Origin of the sequence: Chryseomicrobium palamuruense, assembly GCF_042649045.1 — a bacterium.
Lineage (GTDB): Bacteria > Bacillota > Bacilli > Bacillales_A > Planococcaceae > Chryseomicrobium > Chryseomicrobium palamuruense.
Window position 1 is genome coordinate 157,760 of record NZ_JBHSEF010000022.1, and the last position, 15,039, is coordinate 172,798.

The following is a 15,039-nucleotide window of genomic DNA, read 5'->3' on the forward strand; positions in this document are numbered from 1 at the left end:
TTTTCAAAAATTAATTGAATTTATTTTTCTATGATATGATACTTCCATGAAAAACAAATGTGTTTCTAGGAAGGACGTATGAAGATGAATATTAAGTTCGGTCTATTGCCTCGTATCATTTTAGCGATTGCACTTGGCGTACTACTGGGATCTTTTATGCCAGAGTGGTTTATTCGCACGTTTGCCACATTCAACGGTATTTTTGGTGCCTTTCTAAGCTTCGCTATTCCATTGATTATTATCGGATTTATTACACCAGGTATTGCACATATGGGGAAAGGTGCCGGAAAAATGTTAGGTCTGACAACTACAACGGCCTATATCTCAACGATTGTTGCAGGTTTCTTAGCGTTTGTAGTAGGTAGTTTCCTCCTACCGGGTTTTGTGAAAAATCAACAATTGATTAACCTTGAAAATCCGGAAGAGTTTTTACAGTCTGGTTTTTTTACAATTGAAATGGCTCCGATTATGGGTGTCATGAGTGCTCTTATTTTTTCTTTCATTTTAGGGATTGGGATTTCAGCAACAAACGGGGTTGCATTGCGTAACATTCTAGATGATTTTCAGCGAATCATTGAAAAGGTTATCACATATATTATTATTCCATTGCTTCCGATTCATATCTTAGGAATCTTTATGAACATGACATATGGTGGCCAAGTTCAGTCGATTCTTGTTGTGTTCTCAAAAGTATTTATTGTAATAATTGCATTGCATATTGCAATGTTACTTCTACAATACACAGTCGCAGGTGCTGCGAGTGGCCAAAACCCATTTAAGCTACTTCGTAAAATGTTACCGGCCTATTTTACAGCGCTTGGAACTCAATCGTCTGCGGCGACAATTCCAGTCACTCTAGACTCTGCAAAGAAAACAGGAGTGAATCCGAAAGTAGCGGAATTCTCGATTCCGTTGTTTGCAACCATTCATTTATCAGGTAGCACCATCACACTTGTAAGTTGTGCAATGGGTGTAATGTTTCTAACGGGCACAACGCCGGCAATCGGGGAGCTTTTCCCATTCATTTTACTTTTAGGAGTTATGATGATTGCAGCACCTGGCGTTCCGGGTGGAGCGGTTATGGCAGCACTTGGCTTACTGGAAACGATGTTAGGATTCGATCAAACGATGTTATCTCTTATGATTGCTCTTTACCTAGCGCAAGATAGCTTTGGTACAGCCACTAACGTAACAGGCGACGGTGCTTTAACGGTCCTAGTTAACCGATTAACGGGAAATAAAATGACTGCATAGTAATTAGCAGGCCCTTTCTTATTTGACAAGAAGGGCCTTTTCCTTAGGAAAAGTGACAAAATCAAAAAACTTTGATATACTAAAGTGTATGTACGTAATTTGAGGAGGTCTTTTTTAATGTTTCAAGTGGGTGACCTAATGATTTATTCGTCTCAAGGCATGTGTCGAGTCGAAGATATTTGTGAGAAGACGATCAACGGAACCACACGACTGTATTATGTGCTCCAACCAATGGAAAGCAACTTTAAAATGACCATCATGACACCGGTCGACAACGACAAGGTATCGATGCTTGAATTACTTAAGATTGCAGAAGCAGAAAAAATCATGGAAATCTTTAGTGGCCCAGCTGGTGAATGGCCAGATCATCCTACACAGCGTCACCGTAAATTTTTGGAAGCCATCAATAGTGGGGACCGAATGAATATCGCTCACCTCGTACTCTCCTATCTTCATCGTGAGAATGATCCCGCAGTGAATCAAAATCGAATGCAAGATAATGACAGAAAGCTATTAGATAATGCCACTCGTATTCTTTTCAAAGAACTTGCTGCTTGTTATAGTTGCTCTGTAGACACGATTCGTGAACGAATTTCCGAACGAATGGCAAGCTGACTAAATCTCCCTCTTCCATCTCGGAATGTGGGAGTTTTTTTGTATTGCTCAGACGCATCGTAAATAATAGTAGAAATTTGTCTATTAGCAGGCGTATAATAAAGTTTGTACGTATATAAATCATGAAGTATGTTCCCCATCAGGTTGCGGGAGAACCTGCTTTTTTTTTGAATCAACTTAAGAAACGATTATGTTAGAGGATGTGGAATGAAGCCATGAAAAGCCATGAAACAAAGATGGATGTTATTTTAATCGGCGCCGGTGTCATGAGTGCGACCCTTGGTGCGATTTTAAAGGAACTTGCTCCCAACTGGAACATAAAAGTATTCGAAAAACTAGATGCGCCAGGAATTGAGAGCTCCAACGAATGGAACAATGCAGGGACAGGTCACGCTGCTTTGTGTGAACTAAATTACACGCCTCAATTAAAAGACGGCTCCATCGAAATTACAAAAGCCATTAAAGTGAATGAACAATTTCAGCTATCTCGACAATTTTGGTCTTTCCTAATCGAAAAAGGTCTACTCAAAAATCCTGAGGACTTCATTATGCCCATTCCTCATATGAGTATGGTACAAGGGGAAGCGAACGTTGAGTTTCTACAAAAACGGTTTGAAGCGTTGAAAGACAATCCTTTATTTGAAGGAATGGAATTCTCTGATGACCCGAAGAAACTTGCTGAATGGATTCCACTTATCATGAATAATCGTACCGATTCAGAGCCTATTGCTGCTACGAAAATTGACACGGGAACAGACGTAAACTTCGGTGCTTTAACTCGTATGCTATTTGATCATCTTGAGCGACAAAATGTTGAACTTAACTACAATCACCGTGTAGATAACTTAACCCGTCTCAATGACCGTCGCTGGGAAGTTAAAGTGACCAACCAAGAAAACAAAAAATGGGAATATCACCAAGCAGATTTCGTGTTTATCGGTGGTGGTGGCGGAAGCCTTCACTTACTTCAAAAATCAGGTATCCCGGAATCACGCAATATCGGTGGGTTCCCAGTAAGTGGTCTCTTCCTTGTGTGTAACAACCCGGAAATCGTTGAGAAACACCATGCGAAAGTCTACGGAAAAGCAAAAGTCGGCGCTCCACCGATGTCTGTGCCACACTTAGATACGCGCTATATTGATGGCAAGAAGTGTTTATTGTTTGGACCATTTGCAGGTTTCTCACCGAAATTCTTAAAGACTGGTTCCAACTTAGACTTAATCAAATCAGTAATGCCGAACAATGTGTTCACCATGCTTGCAGCAGGTGCGAAAGAAATGTCACTAACAAAATACTTGATTGAACAAGTGATGTTATCTAATGAAAAACGCGTCGAAGAACTTCGTGAATTCATTCCGGATGCTAAACTTGAAGATTGGGAAACTGTTGTAGCAGGACAACGTGTGCAAGTCATTAAAGATACAGAAATAGGCGGTAAAGGGACACTTCAATTCGGAACAGAAGTAGTAACGGCTTCAGATGGTTCCATCGCAGCTCTACTTGGTGCATCACCTGGTGCTTCAACGGCTGTTCACGTCATGCTCGAAGTTTTAGAGCGTTGCTTCCCAGAATTCGTGGAAGAATGGGAACCACAAGTGAAAGAGATGGTGCCATCTTATGGAATTTCTCTTTCTGAAAACCGTGAACTCTTCTTCGATTTACTGAATTCAACTGCGCGCACATTAAAATTGACAGAGATGCATATCGAACGTCAAGAAGATCAGCACGTATCTGAACCAGCTTTACCAGAAAATACATGATATACACAAAAGCCATTTCCTCAGAGTGAGAAAATGGCTTTTTATATGGATAAATAATGTTAGAGATTTGGACGTTTTCTGGTTCATACTGAGTGAAGGTGTCTAAAGTCAGCGATGTAATGTTTACTAAATTACAAGCGCTCGCCACCTCATTTGGTTTAGCTTCTTGTCCTAATGAAGTAGCATCGGTGTATTCAATAAATCCTGACTGAGTTTCATAGTCTTGTTCTGATATTCCATCAATCCGGATATATAAATAAGCTTCATCGTGAGTAACTGCCAGAGCCAACCCTTCAGATTCCACCAGTGGGTCTTCCTGCCACTCCTCTCGTTCTCCATCCGGTTGTATTTTCATAGAATCAAAACTGAGCAATCCGAAATGCTGTTCATTGGTCTGCTGATTGGACCAATAGGGTCTTCGTTCCGGATTGTCATAGTCCATTGTGTTCCAGGTTCGCTTAAACCACTCGTCTTGCCAACTAAACACCACTCCTCCAAGGTATTCTTCTGCGAGAATGGTTCGATACAATTTTGCAACGATTTCTCCTTGAGCCTTTTCATCTACATTCCCTTGATTCCATCCGTACGGATTGATATGTGTTCCTCCACGAGAAGCCGGAATTCCAAATTTCGCAATGAGAACAGGCATGTTGTGCGCTTGCTGTAGATCATTTAAATATCCCGCATAACTGTTTTTATCTCCGTCTTGATCAATGTATTCGCTATAAGCCAAATCAACATTAAAAAAATCAGGATGATAAGGGTAGACATGGTACGATGCAAATTGTCCGATGTCTTGCATCTGTTGTCTTAAGTGAATGACATTTGGATTCACGCTCACCATGTCCTCTTCTTCAAGAGGTTCAGAAGGATGATTAAGTAGGTCTGTCGTTACCCAGTTACTAAAACTGATTGGACGCAATTTGTTATAGTGCTCTTGTTCATAACTCAATAACTGATCCATATGGCGTAAAACAGAAAAGCTAGATGGAACTTCCGTCCAGCATACATGGTCTGGAAAGAATTCAATTCGCTTCTTCGCGTCGTGATCTGCCAAGTAACGGTGGAGTCGAACGACCAACTCCATATTTTCGCCAATGGTATTCTTGGTATACCCACCAGCACATACGACCCAATCCTTAGAAAAAACTAAAAATGCCCAGGAAATAATGAGTACCAAATTATATTTTCTTAAGGCAATTACCCAAATGCCAGGTCTTGTTTCTATTTCTCCATATAAAACATCGAAAGTCCACCGGGACCGACGTGTGTAGCTACCGCTACCCCCATTTGCATCAAAAAGATGTCTCCTTCAAATGGCGTTTCATGTTGTATCTTAGTTTTTAAATCTTCGGCTACTTGTATGTCAGTTGTGTAGCCGATAATCACGAAGTTTGTCTGTGTAATATCGTTGCGTTTATTGAATTGTTCTACATAATATTTTAGTACGCGGTTGCGTCCGCGTTCTTTCGCAACCACTGCACCTTTTCCTTGCTTCATCGTCATGATCGGTTTGATGTTCAATAACTTCCCAATAATTGCACTTGCACCTGAAATTCGTCCACTACGAATTAAGTGATTCAAGTCATCAACCGATAAATAGTGTTTCACTTTAAGTTTATAAGCTTCTACATAATTAACGACTTCTTCGAACAATGCGCCTTTTTCAATCATCTGCGCACTTTTAAATACAAGCCAGCCACTTCCATGACTCATACATTTGGAATCAACGACATGAATCTCCACATCCGTATCCGGATTTTCATCTAAAAACTGCTGTTTCCCCAGTTCACCTGATTGATAGGAAGCACTAGTACCACTCGACATACAGATGACAAGAATCTCCTTATATCCAGCATCTACTGCTTCTTTAAAATAATGTTGATATAAAGACGGACTAGGTGCACCGGTTGACGCCGGTTCTTTACTTGTTTCAATCCGCTTGAAAAATTCATCCGTTCGAAGGTCTTCACGATCTTTGTAGTCTTTTCCATCTATCGTTACTGTCAAAGGGATAATTGAGATATCATATTGCTCGACGATTTCTTGTGATAAATCGCAGGTCGAATCAGCCATTAATTTCATTATGTCACTCTCCACTCTCGTTGCATTCATTTTAGTGTAAGCGATTTCTATTAAAAATGGCATTCTTTTTATTTCATTTGCATAAATATCCTATTCATTTTGTGAACATATCAAAATACCACTATTTTTTTAATAATAATGATAGATTTTTTTAGAATAGGATGAAAGAAGGTTTGTGGCACGGTTCGTGACACGGTTTGTGACACGGTCGAACCCTGGGTCGCCGAGTAGGAGCACGGGTAGGTTCGTGACACGGTCGAACCCTCGGTCGCCGAGTAGGAGCACGGGTAGGTTCGTGACACGGTCGAACCCTCGGTCGCCGAGTAGGAGCACGGGTAGGTTTGTGACACGGTTGAACCCTGGGTCGCCGAGTAGGAGCACGGGTAGGTTCGTGACACGGTTGAACCCTCGGTCGCCGAGTAGGAGCACGGGTAGGTTCGTGACACGGTTGAACCCTCGGTCGCCGAGTAGCAAAAAAATGAACCCATTCTCAAACATTCGTTGAGAACAGGTTCCACTTTTAATAGACTTCTACACGGTTACGACCCTTATCTTTTGCTGAATAGAGGGCCTTATCGGCATTTGACATCAACTGATTTGGAGTAGAAGGTTGATTCATCTTACCTTCTGCTATACCGATGCTGACTGTTATACTTAATACTCCGTCCGTTAGGACAACGGGACTTTTTTCAAGACGTTCCCGAATTGTAGTTGCTAAATAAAGACCTTCTTGCTGAGTAGCGTGAGGAAGAAGAATGACAAATTCCTCGTCTCCATATACGTATAGTGCAAACTGTATATACGATTCCGATAGTGCCATTCCTCAGGCTGTCCTTTCAAACGGTCCCATTCTAGTAGGAGGTTGTTCTCCTCCCATATCAATTGAATTTGCTCGCCCAATCGTCGAGGCCTAAGAAAAGGAAACATTTTCGTGGCTGCACGATTAAATTCCACAGTGTGGCCTTCTTGATCGAGAACAAGTACGCCTTCTTTCATGGTATGAAAAATGGTTTCTTTGGCGACGGGAAGAATTGTGAACAATCGAGATGATCGGATCGCACATAAATAGAGTAGCGATGATATCCACAACACCATGAGAACAGGGTCAATTCCAGCAGGCGTTGCACCCATTAGATAGAGGAATGCTGTGAACATAGGTACAAACTGCCCTACTGCAGTTAGTTTTAAAGGTACGTCTTATTTTACACCCTGTTCTCAGCGAGGAGTCTAAGAACAGGTCACGATAATTTACTTTGGTGTGGCCAAAGTGTGCGGAGATAATTCTTCTACTATCTTTGTTAACAAGTTGACTCCTTGTTCGTCGAAGACGATTTGCGTGTACGGTCTTCCTTTAAAATTTCGTTCCGTCGTTGAGATTCCATAAGCTTCGGACGTTTCGTTGAGAATGGTGCGCTTCCCACCTTCTTCCGTTGTTTCTTCAGATAGAATACCTAGCTGCTTCAGTCGGTCGAACAGATGCTTCGAGTTCACTTGCTTACTACCCAGTGGTACGATTAACAGATTCACGTGCCGACAAAATTCGTTGACGCCAATCTGGATCCCCTTCCAATCTGGAAGCCCTTCAAGAATCCCTTCCGGAATGATAAATTCTTTTGCCGCTTTCGTAGATTTCACGTGCTGAATCGTTCCTAGTAAAAAACTGAGTGGACGTAAGATTTGTGGGTCATGAAGAAAATGGGTGGCTTCCACCATTTCTTTCGTTACAGGATCTTTTCCTTGCGTTAATAACTCCAAAACATGAACCGCTTCTCGGTATAATTGTGTAGTCATCGCTTTCCTCCTTCCCAATACAAGATTCCATTAACCAATACGTGCCTCGATGCTCATCACCTACTCCCTTTGGGTAGTCGAAGCATAACACTTGATGAAATTGTTGAAAAAGTGTATTCAACTTCGAAAATGAAATTTTCACCGCATATTTCGCACGTTTTCGATTAAATATGACCTTAAAATGAAGTTTTCACGTAATAAAATGCTTCAAAATTTTATTTTGGATGGGTAAAAATAGTCTAGTATAGTGTTGCTAGACCAAAAAAAGACCTGCTCTCGCACGTGCAAGAACAGATCTGTTGAAGATGCGACGGAGTGGTTGAATGTAAATTAGTCAGCTGTGGACGAAGAACAGAATAATAATGGAACGAGATAGTAAACAAGTGGCTACATTTTTTTAATTTGAAAATGATAGAAATAGGCATATGGCATCCAAGATGGATTTTTACTTAGCACCTTTTCAAGTGCAAGTTGATCCATTGAATGGGTTTGCGGATCAATAATATAGTCCATAAAGACACTGAGTCCTCTCATTTCAAATGAAACCTTTTCTTGTGATTGAAGCCACCTCTCAATATCATCACAACTATACAGCATTCGTTGATCATGCGTTTTAATGCGTCGTGCTATTAATTTTGACCGGGCATCTATAAACTCTACAGGTAGGTTCTGATTCTTATAATTATTCGCTATTTCATTGAATGATATAGATTGTTCTTTCATCGATGCCTCAATCCCTCTACTAGCTGGATTTTCAATAATTAGCGACAATACTCCGTCTTTTCTCAGCCATGACAGGAGTTTCGTGATTTCACTTTCTGCATTTTGTACATGCCCTAAAACATTGTGGCATGTAATCAAATCATAGTGACCCTGATACTTCTCTGACGGAATCGTTTCAAGATTCTCGATACGATAAGAAATATCAAGGTTTTGCTGATGGGCTTCATAGCTACATGTTTGAATTAATTTATAGTGTTTATCCATTCCTTCGATTTTCATAATAGCAGGGTTATGCTTTGCTAATTCGCGTGTCAACCAACCTCCTCCACACCCCACATCTATTACCCTTGAAGGAGTATTTATTTCAAGAAGTTGTTCTAGTAATAATTGAGAATAATAATAGGGTGTTACGCACATTTCATCCTCCTCCTTTCCGAATTCCATTGTGGCTTGAGCTCCATAAAACCCTTTCTGATCCATATATCTATTAAACCATCTATCACTAATTGGGTAGTAAGATATCATTTATTTTACACTTCGGATCTTGAGAATTTACAATAAGACCGTCCAGCCTTCACTAAAGAATTCTCAGGTATGTGCTCTCAACTTCTCGAAATAGATGCACGAAAAGCTTCCACATAGGTCTTCGTTACGTTTGTGAAAAGCGGTTATGGAATGAATGTGGATGAGAAGGAAAATTTCAATACGCATTTACTAGACGTGTTATCAAAATAATAAACGAGCCCATTTTTCTTTTGAACAGAAAAACGGGCTCTCATTTTATTTACCACAGCATTTTTTAAACTTTTTCTCACTTCCACACGGACAAGGTTCATTACGCCCTACTGTTTTTTCCGTACTAGCTGCTCCGGGTTGAACCGGAGTGAGCTCCAAAGGGGCATGGCCTTTCAAAGCCCAGCGCGGTGTGGAGTTCATTACTTTCGTCAATTGACTAGAAAATTCAATCGCTTCCGCTTTGCTAGAAAACTCAAAGGCACGGACAATGTGTTCCATCACTTTTTGGAACGGATAGTCATTACGAATATCCACCACAGTTTCTGCAAGTAAATCCGCAACTTCCGGTTTTGGAACTTGGAACGTCGTAAGCAAGTATGTTTCAAACTGTTCAAATTCTTTAGTCTTTGGTAATTCTCCAAATTTCCCAAGATTAACGATTTCCTCTTTCGAGAAGGTTTTCATAGGAATATCTTTTCGCTTATCAATGAGTTTCAACATTTTCTTCGGTTCGTCCACAAGCAGATCCGCAATCCATTCATTATGTAACTGATAGTAGGCATGATACGAATCAAACTCTTGAAGCAAACGCATTCCTCCACCACCACTCAATCGGTCAGGGACCAGAGCGAGTTCTTCCAAGAGACGGAAAAGTTCTTCGATTCGAAGAACACCATAAGTATCCGTCAACCCCTTTACTCCTGCCAGAAACTCTTCATTTTCACGTAGCATTTGCTGCATCTTTGCATCTGTTGAAGCTTGGGCTAACATATTCTGATAGTCCGTTGGTAAGACAAGCACGAAATTCTCATCTTGTATGCCACTGAAAAGAAGAGACGTCTTTCTCCACCATGAAATCACGGATAGCTGCTCCGGATGTGTAGATACATATCCAGTGGAAATGGCTTCCTCAAGTACTTTAAACCGCTCAAGATCCATCATCTCAAGGGCATGAAGAAACAGTTGTTCTTTTTCTTCTATTAACTTCTCGATTAAATCTGCCTTCTTTAGTTTACTGACACCTTTTAAATTCATGAACTTTCGAATATGTTCAAGGTCATCTTTGGTCATGGTATGAAGTGCCTCACTGAGTGAAAGCGGCCCTGTTAGCTGAATCCATTTTTTATCTTTTTGGTATTTCTTCAGTTCTGTCTTAGTTGTCATACAAGTTCATCCTTACCTTCTGTTATTTCATCCGTTCGAAAAAGTTCCGTTCCCAATTATAAGCTAAAACGCCACTCGTTCCTATAACTGTCTCGTTTCAATTTCGTGACAGACAAAAGAAAAGAATTGTGCTGGTAATTAAACCAGAACAATTCTTTTCTGGTTCATCACTATAACTTGTGGTTGCTATTTTAATTTCCCAGTTCCAGACGCAATCGCATGAAAAAGTTAGTGAGATTGCGATAGCCAAATGCCCTACGTTTGATCAGCTTGATATAAGCGCTCTAGTTGAGAAGAATATTCTACTATTCCATAACGATGGCGATCATCAGGGTTCACTTCCTGTACGGCAACGATGGAACTACCTGTCACATCATATTGTTGAATTAGTTGTTTAAGCCCTGGAGTAGGTGCCTCAATGATATCGTCTCCCAGTAAGACGGCGAACGGTTCGTCTCCAATGAACCTCCTCGCGCACCACACGCCATGGCCAAGCCCTTTTGGTTCTTTATGTCGTACGTAATGAATGTCTACAGCATCCGACTTCTGTACATCAAATAGCTCTTGTTATTTGTTCTTACTTGCTAAGTGCGTCTCGAGTTCAAGAGAATAATCAAAGTGATTTTCGATAGCCCGCTTGATCTTGCCTATAAAGATTAAAATATCTTCTATGCCGGAAGCAATGGCTTCTTCGATGATGTATTGAATCATCGGCTTGTCCAAGATAGGCAGCATTTCTTTCGGCATCGCTTTCGTCGCTGGCAAAAAGCGTGTGCCGAGCCCAGCAGCAGGAATGATAGCTTTTTTTACTGGTTTCAAGGGAATCTCTCTCCCTCATTAGAAGAAGGCCTATCCTCGAAGCAAATATCAAGAATAGACCTTACTTTAATTTAAAATATACTTTTTAAAAACTGCACCAAAGTCTTTCCGTACATAATTCTGGTGATTTTCTTTCATCCAGTTGAAACTATATTCATTAATTTTTTCAAACTCTGCGGATAGGCTGGTTTCTTCTGAGCGGCTACTCTGTAAAACACTTCCCGCCATATCCAAGCTACGACGTGTCATATCTAAATATTTTTCACTTTCTTGTACCTCTTCAGCAATGTAGAGCAGGGACTTATACAAATCTTTTAAACGCTCCAGTTGCTTTTTATCCACATCGATATCGAAGGCGACACCGCCCATCGTAAATTTGATTTCAACATCTAAATCGATGGTACCTGCAGTTTCCAGAACCACGTTTGAAATCAGATGGAGGTGATACGGGTAGCGCTTTAATGTGCGTTTAGAAGAGACGGCGCTATCCCCGTCTACATGGATTAAAGCAAGGTTTGTAAAGCAGTACTCATCCATCTTCGTCTTGATTAAGAAATAGATCTCTTCTTGATCTTCATGACGGACGTAATCATCCGACATGGTTTTGTCGTAATCCCCCGGATCAATAATTTTCCCGATATCAGAGATACCAAGTGCATCTGATGCAAACTTCTTTAACATGGTCTCCACACCTTTCAACAGTTCTACACTGAGCATATCAGATTGTAGACGCAAGTGAAAAGTGGGAACGTACTCGTTTTCACTTATTCCCTTCGCCCCATATCTCTTGATATGCTCGATTCAAATGTTTCAGCATCAGATGCTTGGATTCTTCGGCTCTATGCTCACAAATCGCTAGGTAGATAGCTTCGTGTTCCTCATAGGTCGCCTGATACCTCGATGCGTCCGAATGAAAACGACGTCTACGTGTCGTTTGAATATTATGTTCCATCTGTTGCACAAGGCCGTCTACAGCTTGGATCAATAAGGGGTTATGAGAAGCTCTCACCAGCGTGAAGTGAAATCCAATGTCTGCCTTTGCTCCCTCTTCTTCGGTAGTCGCTCGTTTCATATCAGACAAATACACTTTTAATTCCGCAAGCTGTGATGACGTCGCCTGGGAAGCTGCTAGAAATGCCGCTTCACATTCAAGGGCTCGCCGTACCTCTAACATTTCTGCAGTCGAAATAGGATCCACTTCTAGTTTAAGTGTCCCGCGGTTCCCTAATGCATCTTCTATACGTGATACCCGCAAGTAATGCCCTCCGCCTTGACGTGATTGAATCGCACCAAGATCCGCCAAGTACCGAAGTGCCTCTCGCAAACCCGTTCGACTCACTCCCAATTTTTGAGCAAGCTCTCGTTCTGGTGGCAACTTGTGTCCAATTGCGAAACTGCCTTGTAAGTACTCTTGAATCACAGTTTCAATCACTCTTTTATACTTAGGAGTAGGTTCCCCCATGACGTCACTTCCCTTTATAAAAGTAAGTCTTGAAAAATTCAGATAATTGCGTATAATGAGATGGAATTGGTTGGACCAATTATCTTTAGGAGGGACCTTTGTATGTCAGTTCATGCATTTGTTGAAAGTTTACATCAGTTTTTACAGAAAGACCAGATTTCACAAAACGAAACGATTCGCGAGCAACATTCTGTGGACGAATCGTATCATAAAGGTCAAGTTACGCAAGTTGTCGTCTTTCCAAGATCAACAGATGACACCTCGCAAATTTTAAAAGCGGCTTCCGCACATGCCATTCCGGTCGTTCCGTTTGGACTTGGAACAAGTCTTGAAGGCCATATCGTGCCCGTCCAAGAATGTGTAACCATTGATTTTTCAGAGATGAATGCCGTCTTAGAAGTCTCACCCGACGATTTATTGGTTACAGTGCAGCCTGGCGTGACCCGCAGTCAATTGAATCGTGAACTAAAAAAACACGGGCTGTTTTTCACTGTGGATCCTGGTGCTGACGCGACACTCGGGGGGATGGCAGCAACCAATGCGAGTGGGACCACTTCCGTTCGCTACGGTATTATGAGGGACCAAGTGCGTGATCTCGAAGTGGTTTTAGCGAGTGGTGAAGTCATTCATACGGGTTCCAAAGCTGCAAAATCGTCAGCCGGACTTCATCTTAACGGCCTCTTTGTCGGTTCAGAAGGAATTCTCGGTTGTATCACAGAGTTGACATTGAAAGTGTATGGGATTCCGGAATACGAGATGGCGGGACGCGCCACGTTCCCCTCTGTCGAAAATGCGGTTCAAGCCGTTGTCAGTTTGCTGCAGTCCGGTATTCCTATTGCGAGAGTCGAATTGCTCGATGAGATTTCATTGAAACAACTGAACCATCACCAAAAAACGGCCTACCCGGAAATCCCGACGCTCTTTATGGAATTTCACGGTAATGAAGCAGGGCTTGCACAGGATGTCGAGTTCATGAAAGAGATTGTAGCGATGTATGACTGTGATGCGATTGAATTTGTCACGGATCATGCTGAACGCAATCGCCTATGGGAAGCTCGTCACAACCTTGCTTACTCCTTCATTCACGGGTATCCCGGCCGAAAGATGATGGTCACAGATGTATGTGTACCGATTTCCGAACTCGCAGGAGCCGTTCGCTATGCACAGGAGCAGCTCGTAGAACTTGCTCTGATTGGAGGAGTGACCGGTCATGTGGGCGATGGCAATTTCCATGTCATCTTGATGATTGATCTCTCTAATCCAGAAGAGAAGCAGCGGGCAGACGTCTATAATGAGCGACTCGTCACTTACGGATTATCCCGCAATGGAACTTCTACTGGTGAACACGGTGTGGGGTATGGGAAACAGAAGTATATGGAAGAAGAATTTGGTGCAGCGCTTGGTATCATGCAGCAAATCAAAGCAACCCTTGATCCACAATGTATATTAAATCCTGGAAAACTATTACCTATTAAAGGAGCAGTTGTGAATGAATCTATTGTCTAAAGTAAGTACACTTGCAGGGAAATACTTTGCAATTTGGGTCATTGCGGCAGCACTTCTTGCCTTCTTTGTACCAGAGGTTTTCTCGGTTTTTGGAGGGTATATCACGATTTTACTCGGAATTGTGATGTTTGGTATGGGCCTTACTCTTAAACCTGTCGACTTTAAAATAGTGGCGAAACGTCCGGTACCAGTGATTCTTGGTGTTACCGCGCAATTCGTTGTCATGCCTCTTGGAGCATTTGCCATCGCGTATCTTTTGCAACTGCCTGCTGAACTGGCTGCTGGACTGGTTCTCCTTGGTTCTGTACCAGGAGGAACGGCTTCAAATGTAATGGTATATCTCGCCAAAGGGAATCTTGCGCTTTCGGTTGCGATGACGAGCTTGTCCACATTATTGGCACCAATTGCGACCCCTCTCCTTCTTTTATTGTTAGCTGGACAGTGGTTACCTGTCGATGCCATGGCAATGTTCACATCGATTGTTCAAGTCATCATCCTACCAATTGTCCTAGGCTTTGTGATTCAGCGCATTGCTCCAAAAGCAGTGGAAGCGAGTCTTTCAGTCATCCCTCTTATTTCTGTCACGGCCATCTTGATTATCGTAGGTGTCGTCACTGGAGCAAATGGACCAAACGTTGTGTCTGCCGGATGGATGGTGTTCGTCGCGGTATTCTTACACAATGGTTTTGGTTTATTGCTCGGCTACCTGATTGCTATGGCTTTCGGTTTAAATGAAGACGACCGCCGTGCCATTTCACTTGAAGTTGGCATGCAAAATTCCGGATTAGGTGTGGCACTTGCTACGGCTCACTTCAGCCCTCTTGCGGCTCTACCAAGCGTGTGGGGCGCCATTTGGCACAATATTTCCGGACCGATTCTGGCGACAATTTGGTCCAAGAACGCAAATTCAGTGGATGTAAATGATGAACAACTAGATGAACAACTAAAGGCTACAGATCGTCCTGCACAAACGTCTTTATAACATTATAAAAAGAGACCTATTTGGATACGGTGGAATCTGAATGGGTCTCTTTGTTGGTTAGCTGTTCATATTTAGTAATGGGATGTAGTTCATTGTCTTTCTTTATATTTAAAAGGTGTTAGCGGTTAGTATGGGGCCATTCT

The 15,039-nt window shown here is 41.9% G+C and carries 13 protein-coding genes and 1 pseudogene; 5 read left to right on the forward strand and 9 right to left on the reverse strand.

What is annotated here, in order from left to right:
- Positions 1–84: 84 nt before the first annotated feature.
- The 3 genes from ACFO0S_RS09165 (at position 85) to ACFO0S_RS09175 (ending at position 3,629) form a co-directional block, all read left to right on the forward strand.
- Positions 85–1,254, forward strand: a complete 1,170-nt coding sequence (locus ACFO0S_RS09165) for a dicarboxylate/amino acid:cation symporter (protein ID WP_378141728.1) — start codon at positions 85–87, stop codon at positions 1,252–1,254.
- A gap of 117 nt (positions 1,255–1,371) precedes the next feature.
- On the forward strand, positions 1,372–1,869 hold the full coding sequence (locus tag ACFO0S_RS09170; RefSeq protein ID WP_378141615.1) for a CarD family transcriptional regulator: 498 nt from the start codon (positions 1,372–1,374) through the stop codon (positions 1,867–1,869).
- A gap of 215 nt (positions 1,870–2,084) precedes the next feature.
- Positions 2,085–3,629 (forward strand): malate:quinone oxidoreductase, encoded by a 1,545-nt coding sequence (locus ACFO0S_RS09175; RefSeq protein ID WP_378141616.1) that lies wholly within the window; start codon positions 2,085–2,087, stop codon positions 3,627–3,629.
- A 1,224-nt stretch (positions 3,630–4,853) separates the two neighbouring features.
- Here the strand turns inward: ACFO0S_RS09175 and ACFO0S_RS09180 are convergent.
- From ACFO0S_RS09180 to ACFO0S_RS09220, 9 genes and pseudogenes are all read right to left on the reverse strand, one after another.
- The gene (locus tag ACFO0S_RS09180) at positions 4,854–5,714 is read right to left on the reverse strand and encodes a DegV family protein (RefSeq protein WP_378141617.1); all 861 of its coding nucleotides are present in this window, start codon (positions 5,712–5,714) and stop codon (positions 4,854–4,856) included.
- Between the two features lie 129 nt (positions 5,715–5,843).
- Positions 5,844–6,188 (reverse strand): hypothetical protein, encoded by a 345-nt coding sequence (locus tag ACFO0S_RS09185; RefSeq protein ID WP_378141618.1) that lies wholly within the window; start codon positions 6,186–6,188, stop codon positions 5,844–5,846.
- A gap of 46 nt (positions 6,189–6,234) precedes the next feature.
- Positions 6,235–6,534 carry a GGDEF domain-containing protein gene (locus ACFO0S_RS09190; protein ID WP_378141619.1) on the reverse strand — a complete coding sequence of 100 codons (300 nt, stop codon included), beginning with the start codon at positions 6,532–6,534 and terminating at the stop codon, positions 6,235–6,237.
- A 428-nt stretch (positions 6,535–6,962) separates the two neighbouring features.
- The gene (locus tag ACFO0S_RS09195) at positions 6,963–7,505 is read right to left on the reverse strand and encodes a hypothetical protein (protein WP_378141621.1); all 543 of its coding nucleotides are present in this window, start codon (positions 7,503–7,505) and stop codon (positions 6,963–6,965) included.
- A 387-nt stretch (positions 7,506–7,892) separates the two neighbouring features.
- Positions 7,893–8,753: a class I SAM-dependent methyltransferase gene (locus ACFO0S_RS09200; protein WP_378141622.1), complete on the reverse strand. Its 861-nt coding sequence runs from the start codon at positions 8,751–8,753 to the stop codon at positions 7,893–7,895.
- 255 nt (positions 8,754–9,008) lie between these two features.
- Positions 9,009–10,127 (reverse strand): SEC-C metal-binding domain-containing protein, encoded by a 1,119-nt coding sequence (locus tag ACFO0S_RS09205; protein ID WP_378141623.1) that lies wholly within the window; start codon positions 10,125–10,127, stop codon positions 9,009–9,011.
- Between the two features lie 261 nt (positions 10,128–10,388).
- A pseudogene (locus ACFO0S_RS09210) lies at positions 10,389–10,946 on the reverse strand (UTP--glucose-1-phosphate uridylyltransferase); the annotation flags it as partial.
- A 66-nt stretch (positions 10,947–11,012) separates the two neighbouring features.
- Positions 11,013–11,627 carry a PH domain-containing protein gene (locus tag ACFO0S_RS09215; protein WP_378141624.1) on the reverse strand — a complete coding sequence of 205 codons (615 nt, stop codon included), beginning with the start codon at positions 11,625–11,627 and terminating at the stop codon, positions 11,013–11,015.
- Positions 11,628–11,706: 79 nt separating this feature from the next.
- On the reverse strand, positions 11,707–12,408 hold the full coding sequence (locus ACFO0S_RS09220) for a FadR/GntR family transcriptional regulator (RefSeq protein WP_378141626.1): 702 nt from the start codon (positions 12,406–12,408) through the stop codon (positions 11,707–11,709).
- 102 nt (positions 12,409–12,510) lie between these two features.
- Here ACFO0S_RS09220 and ACFO0S_RS09225 point away from each other — a divergent pair, with 102 nt between their 5' ends.
- Positions 12,511–13,914, forward strand: a complete 1,404-nt coding sequence (locus tag ACFO0S_RS09225) for an FAD-binding oxidoreductase (protein ID WP_378141627.1) — start codon at positions 12,511–12,513, stop codon at positions 13,912–13,914.
- Entirely contained in the window at positions 13,898–14,896 is a 999-nt protein-coding gene (locus tag ACFO0S_RS09230; protein WP_378141628.1) for a bile acid:sodium symporter family protein, read from the forward strand. Before ACFO0S_RS09225 ends, ACFO0S_RS09230 begins: the two co-directional genes overlap by 17 nt.
- Positions 14,897–15,039 lie beyond the last annotated feature (143 nt).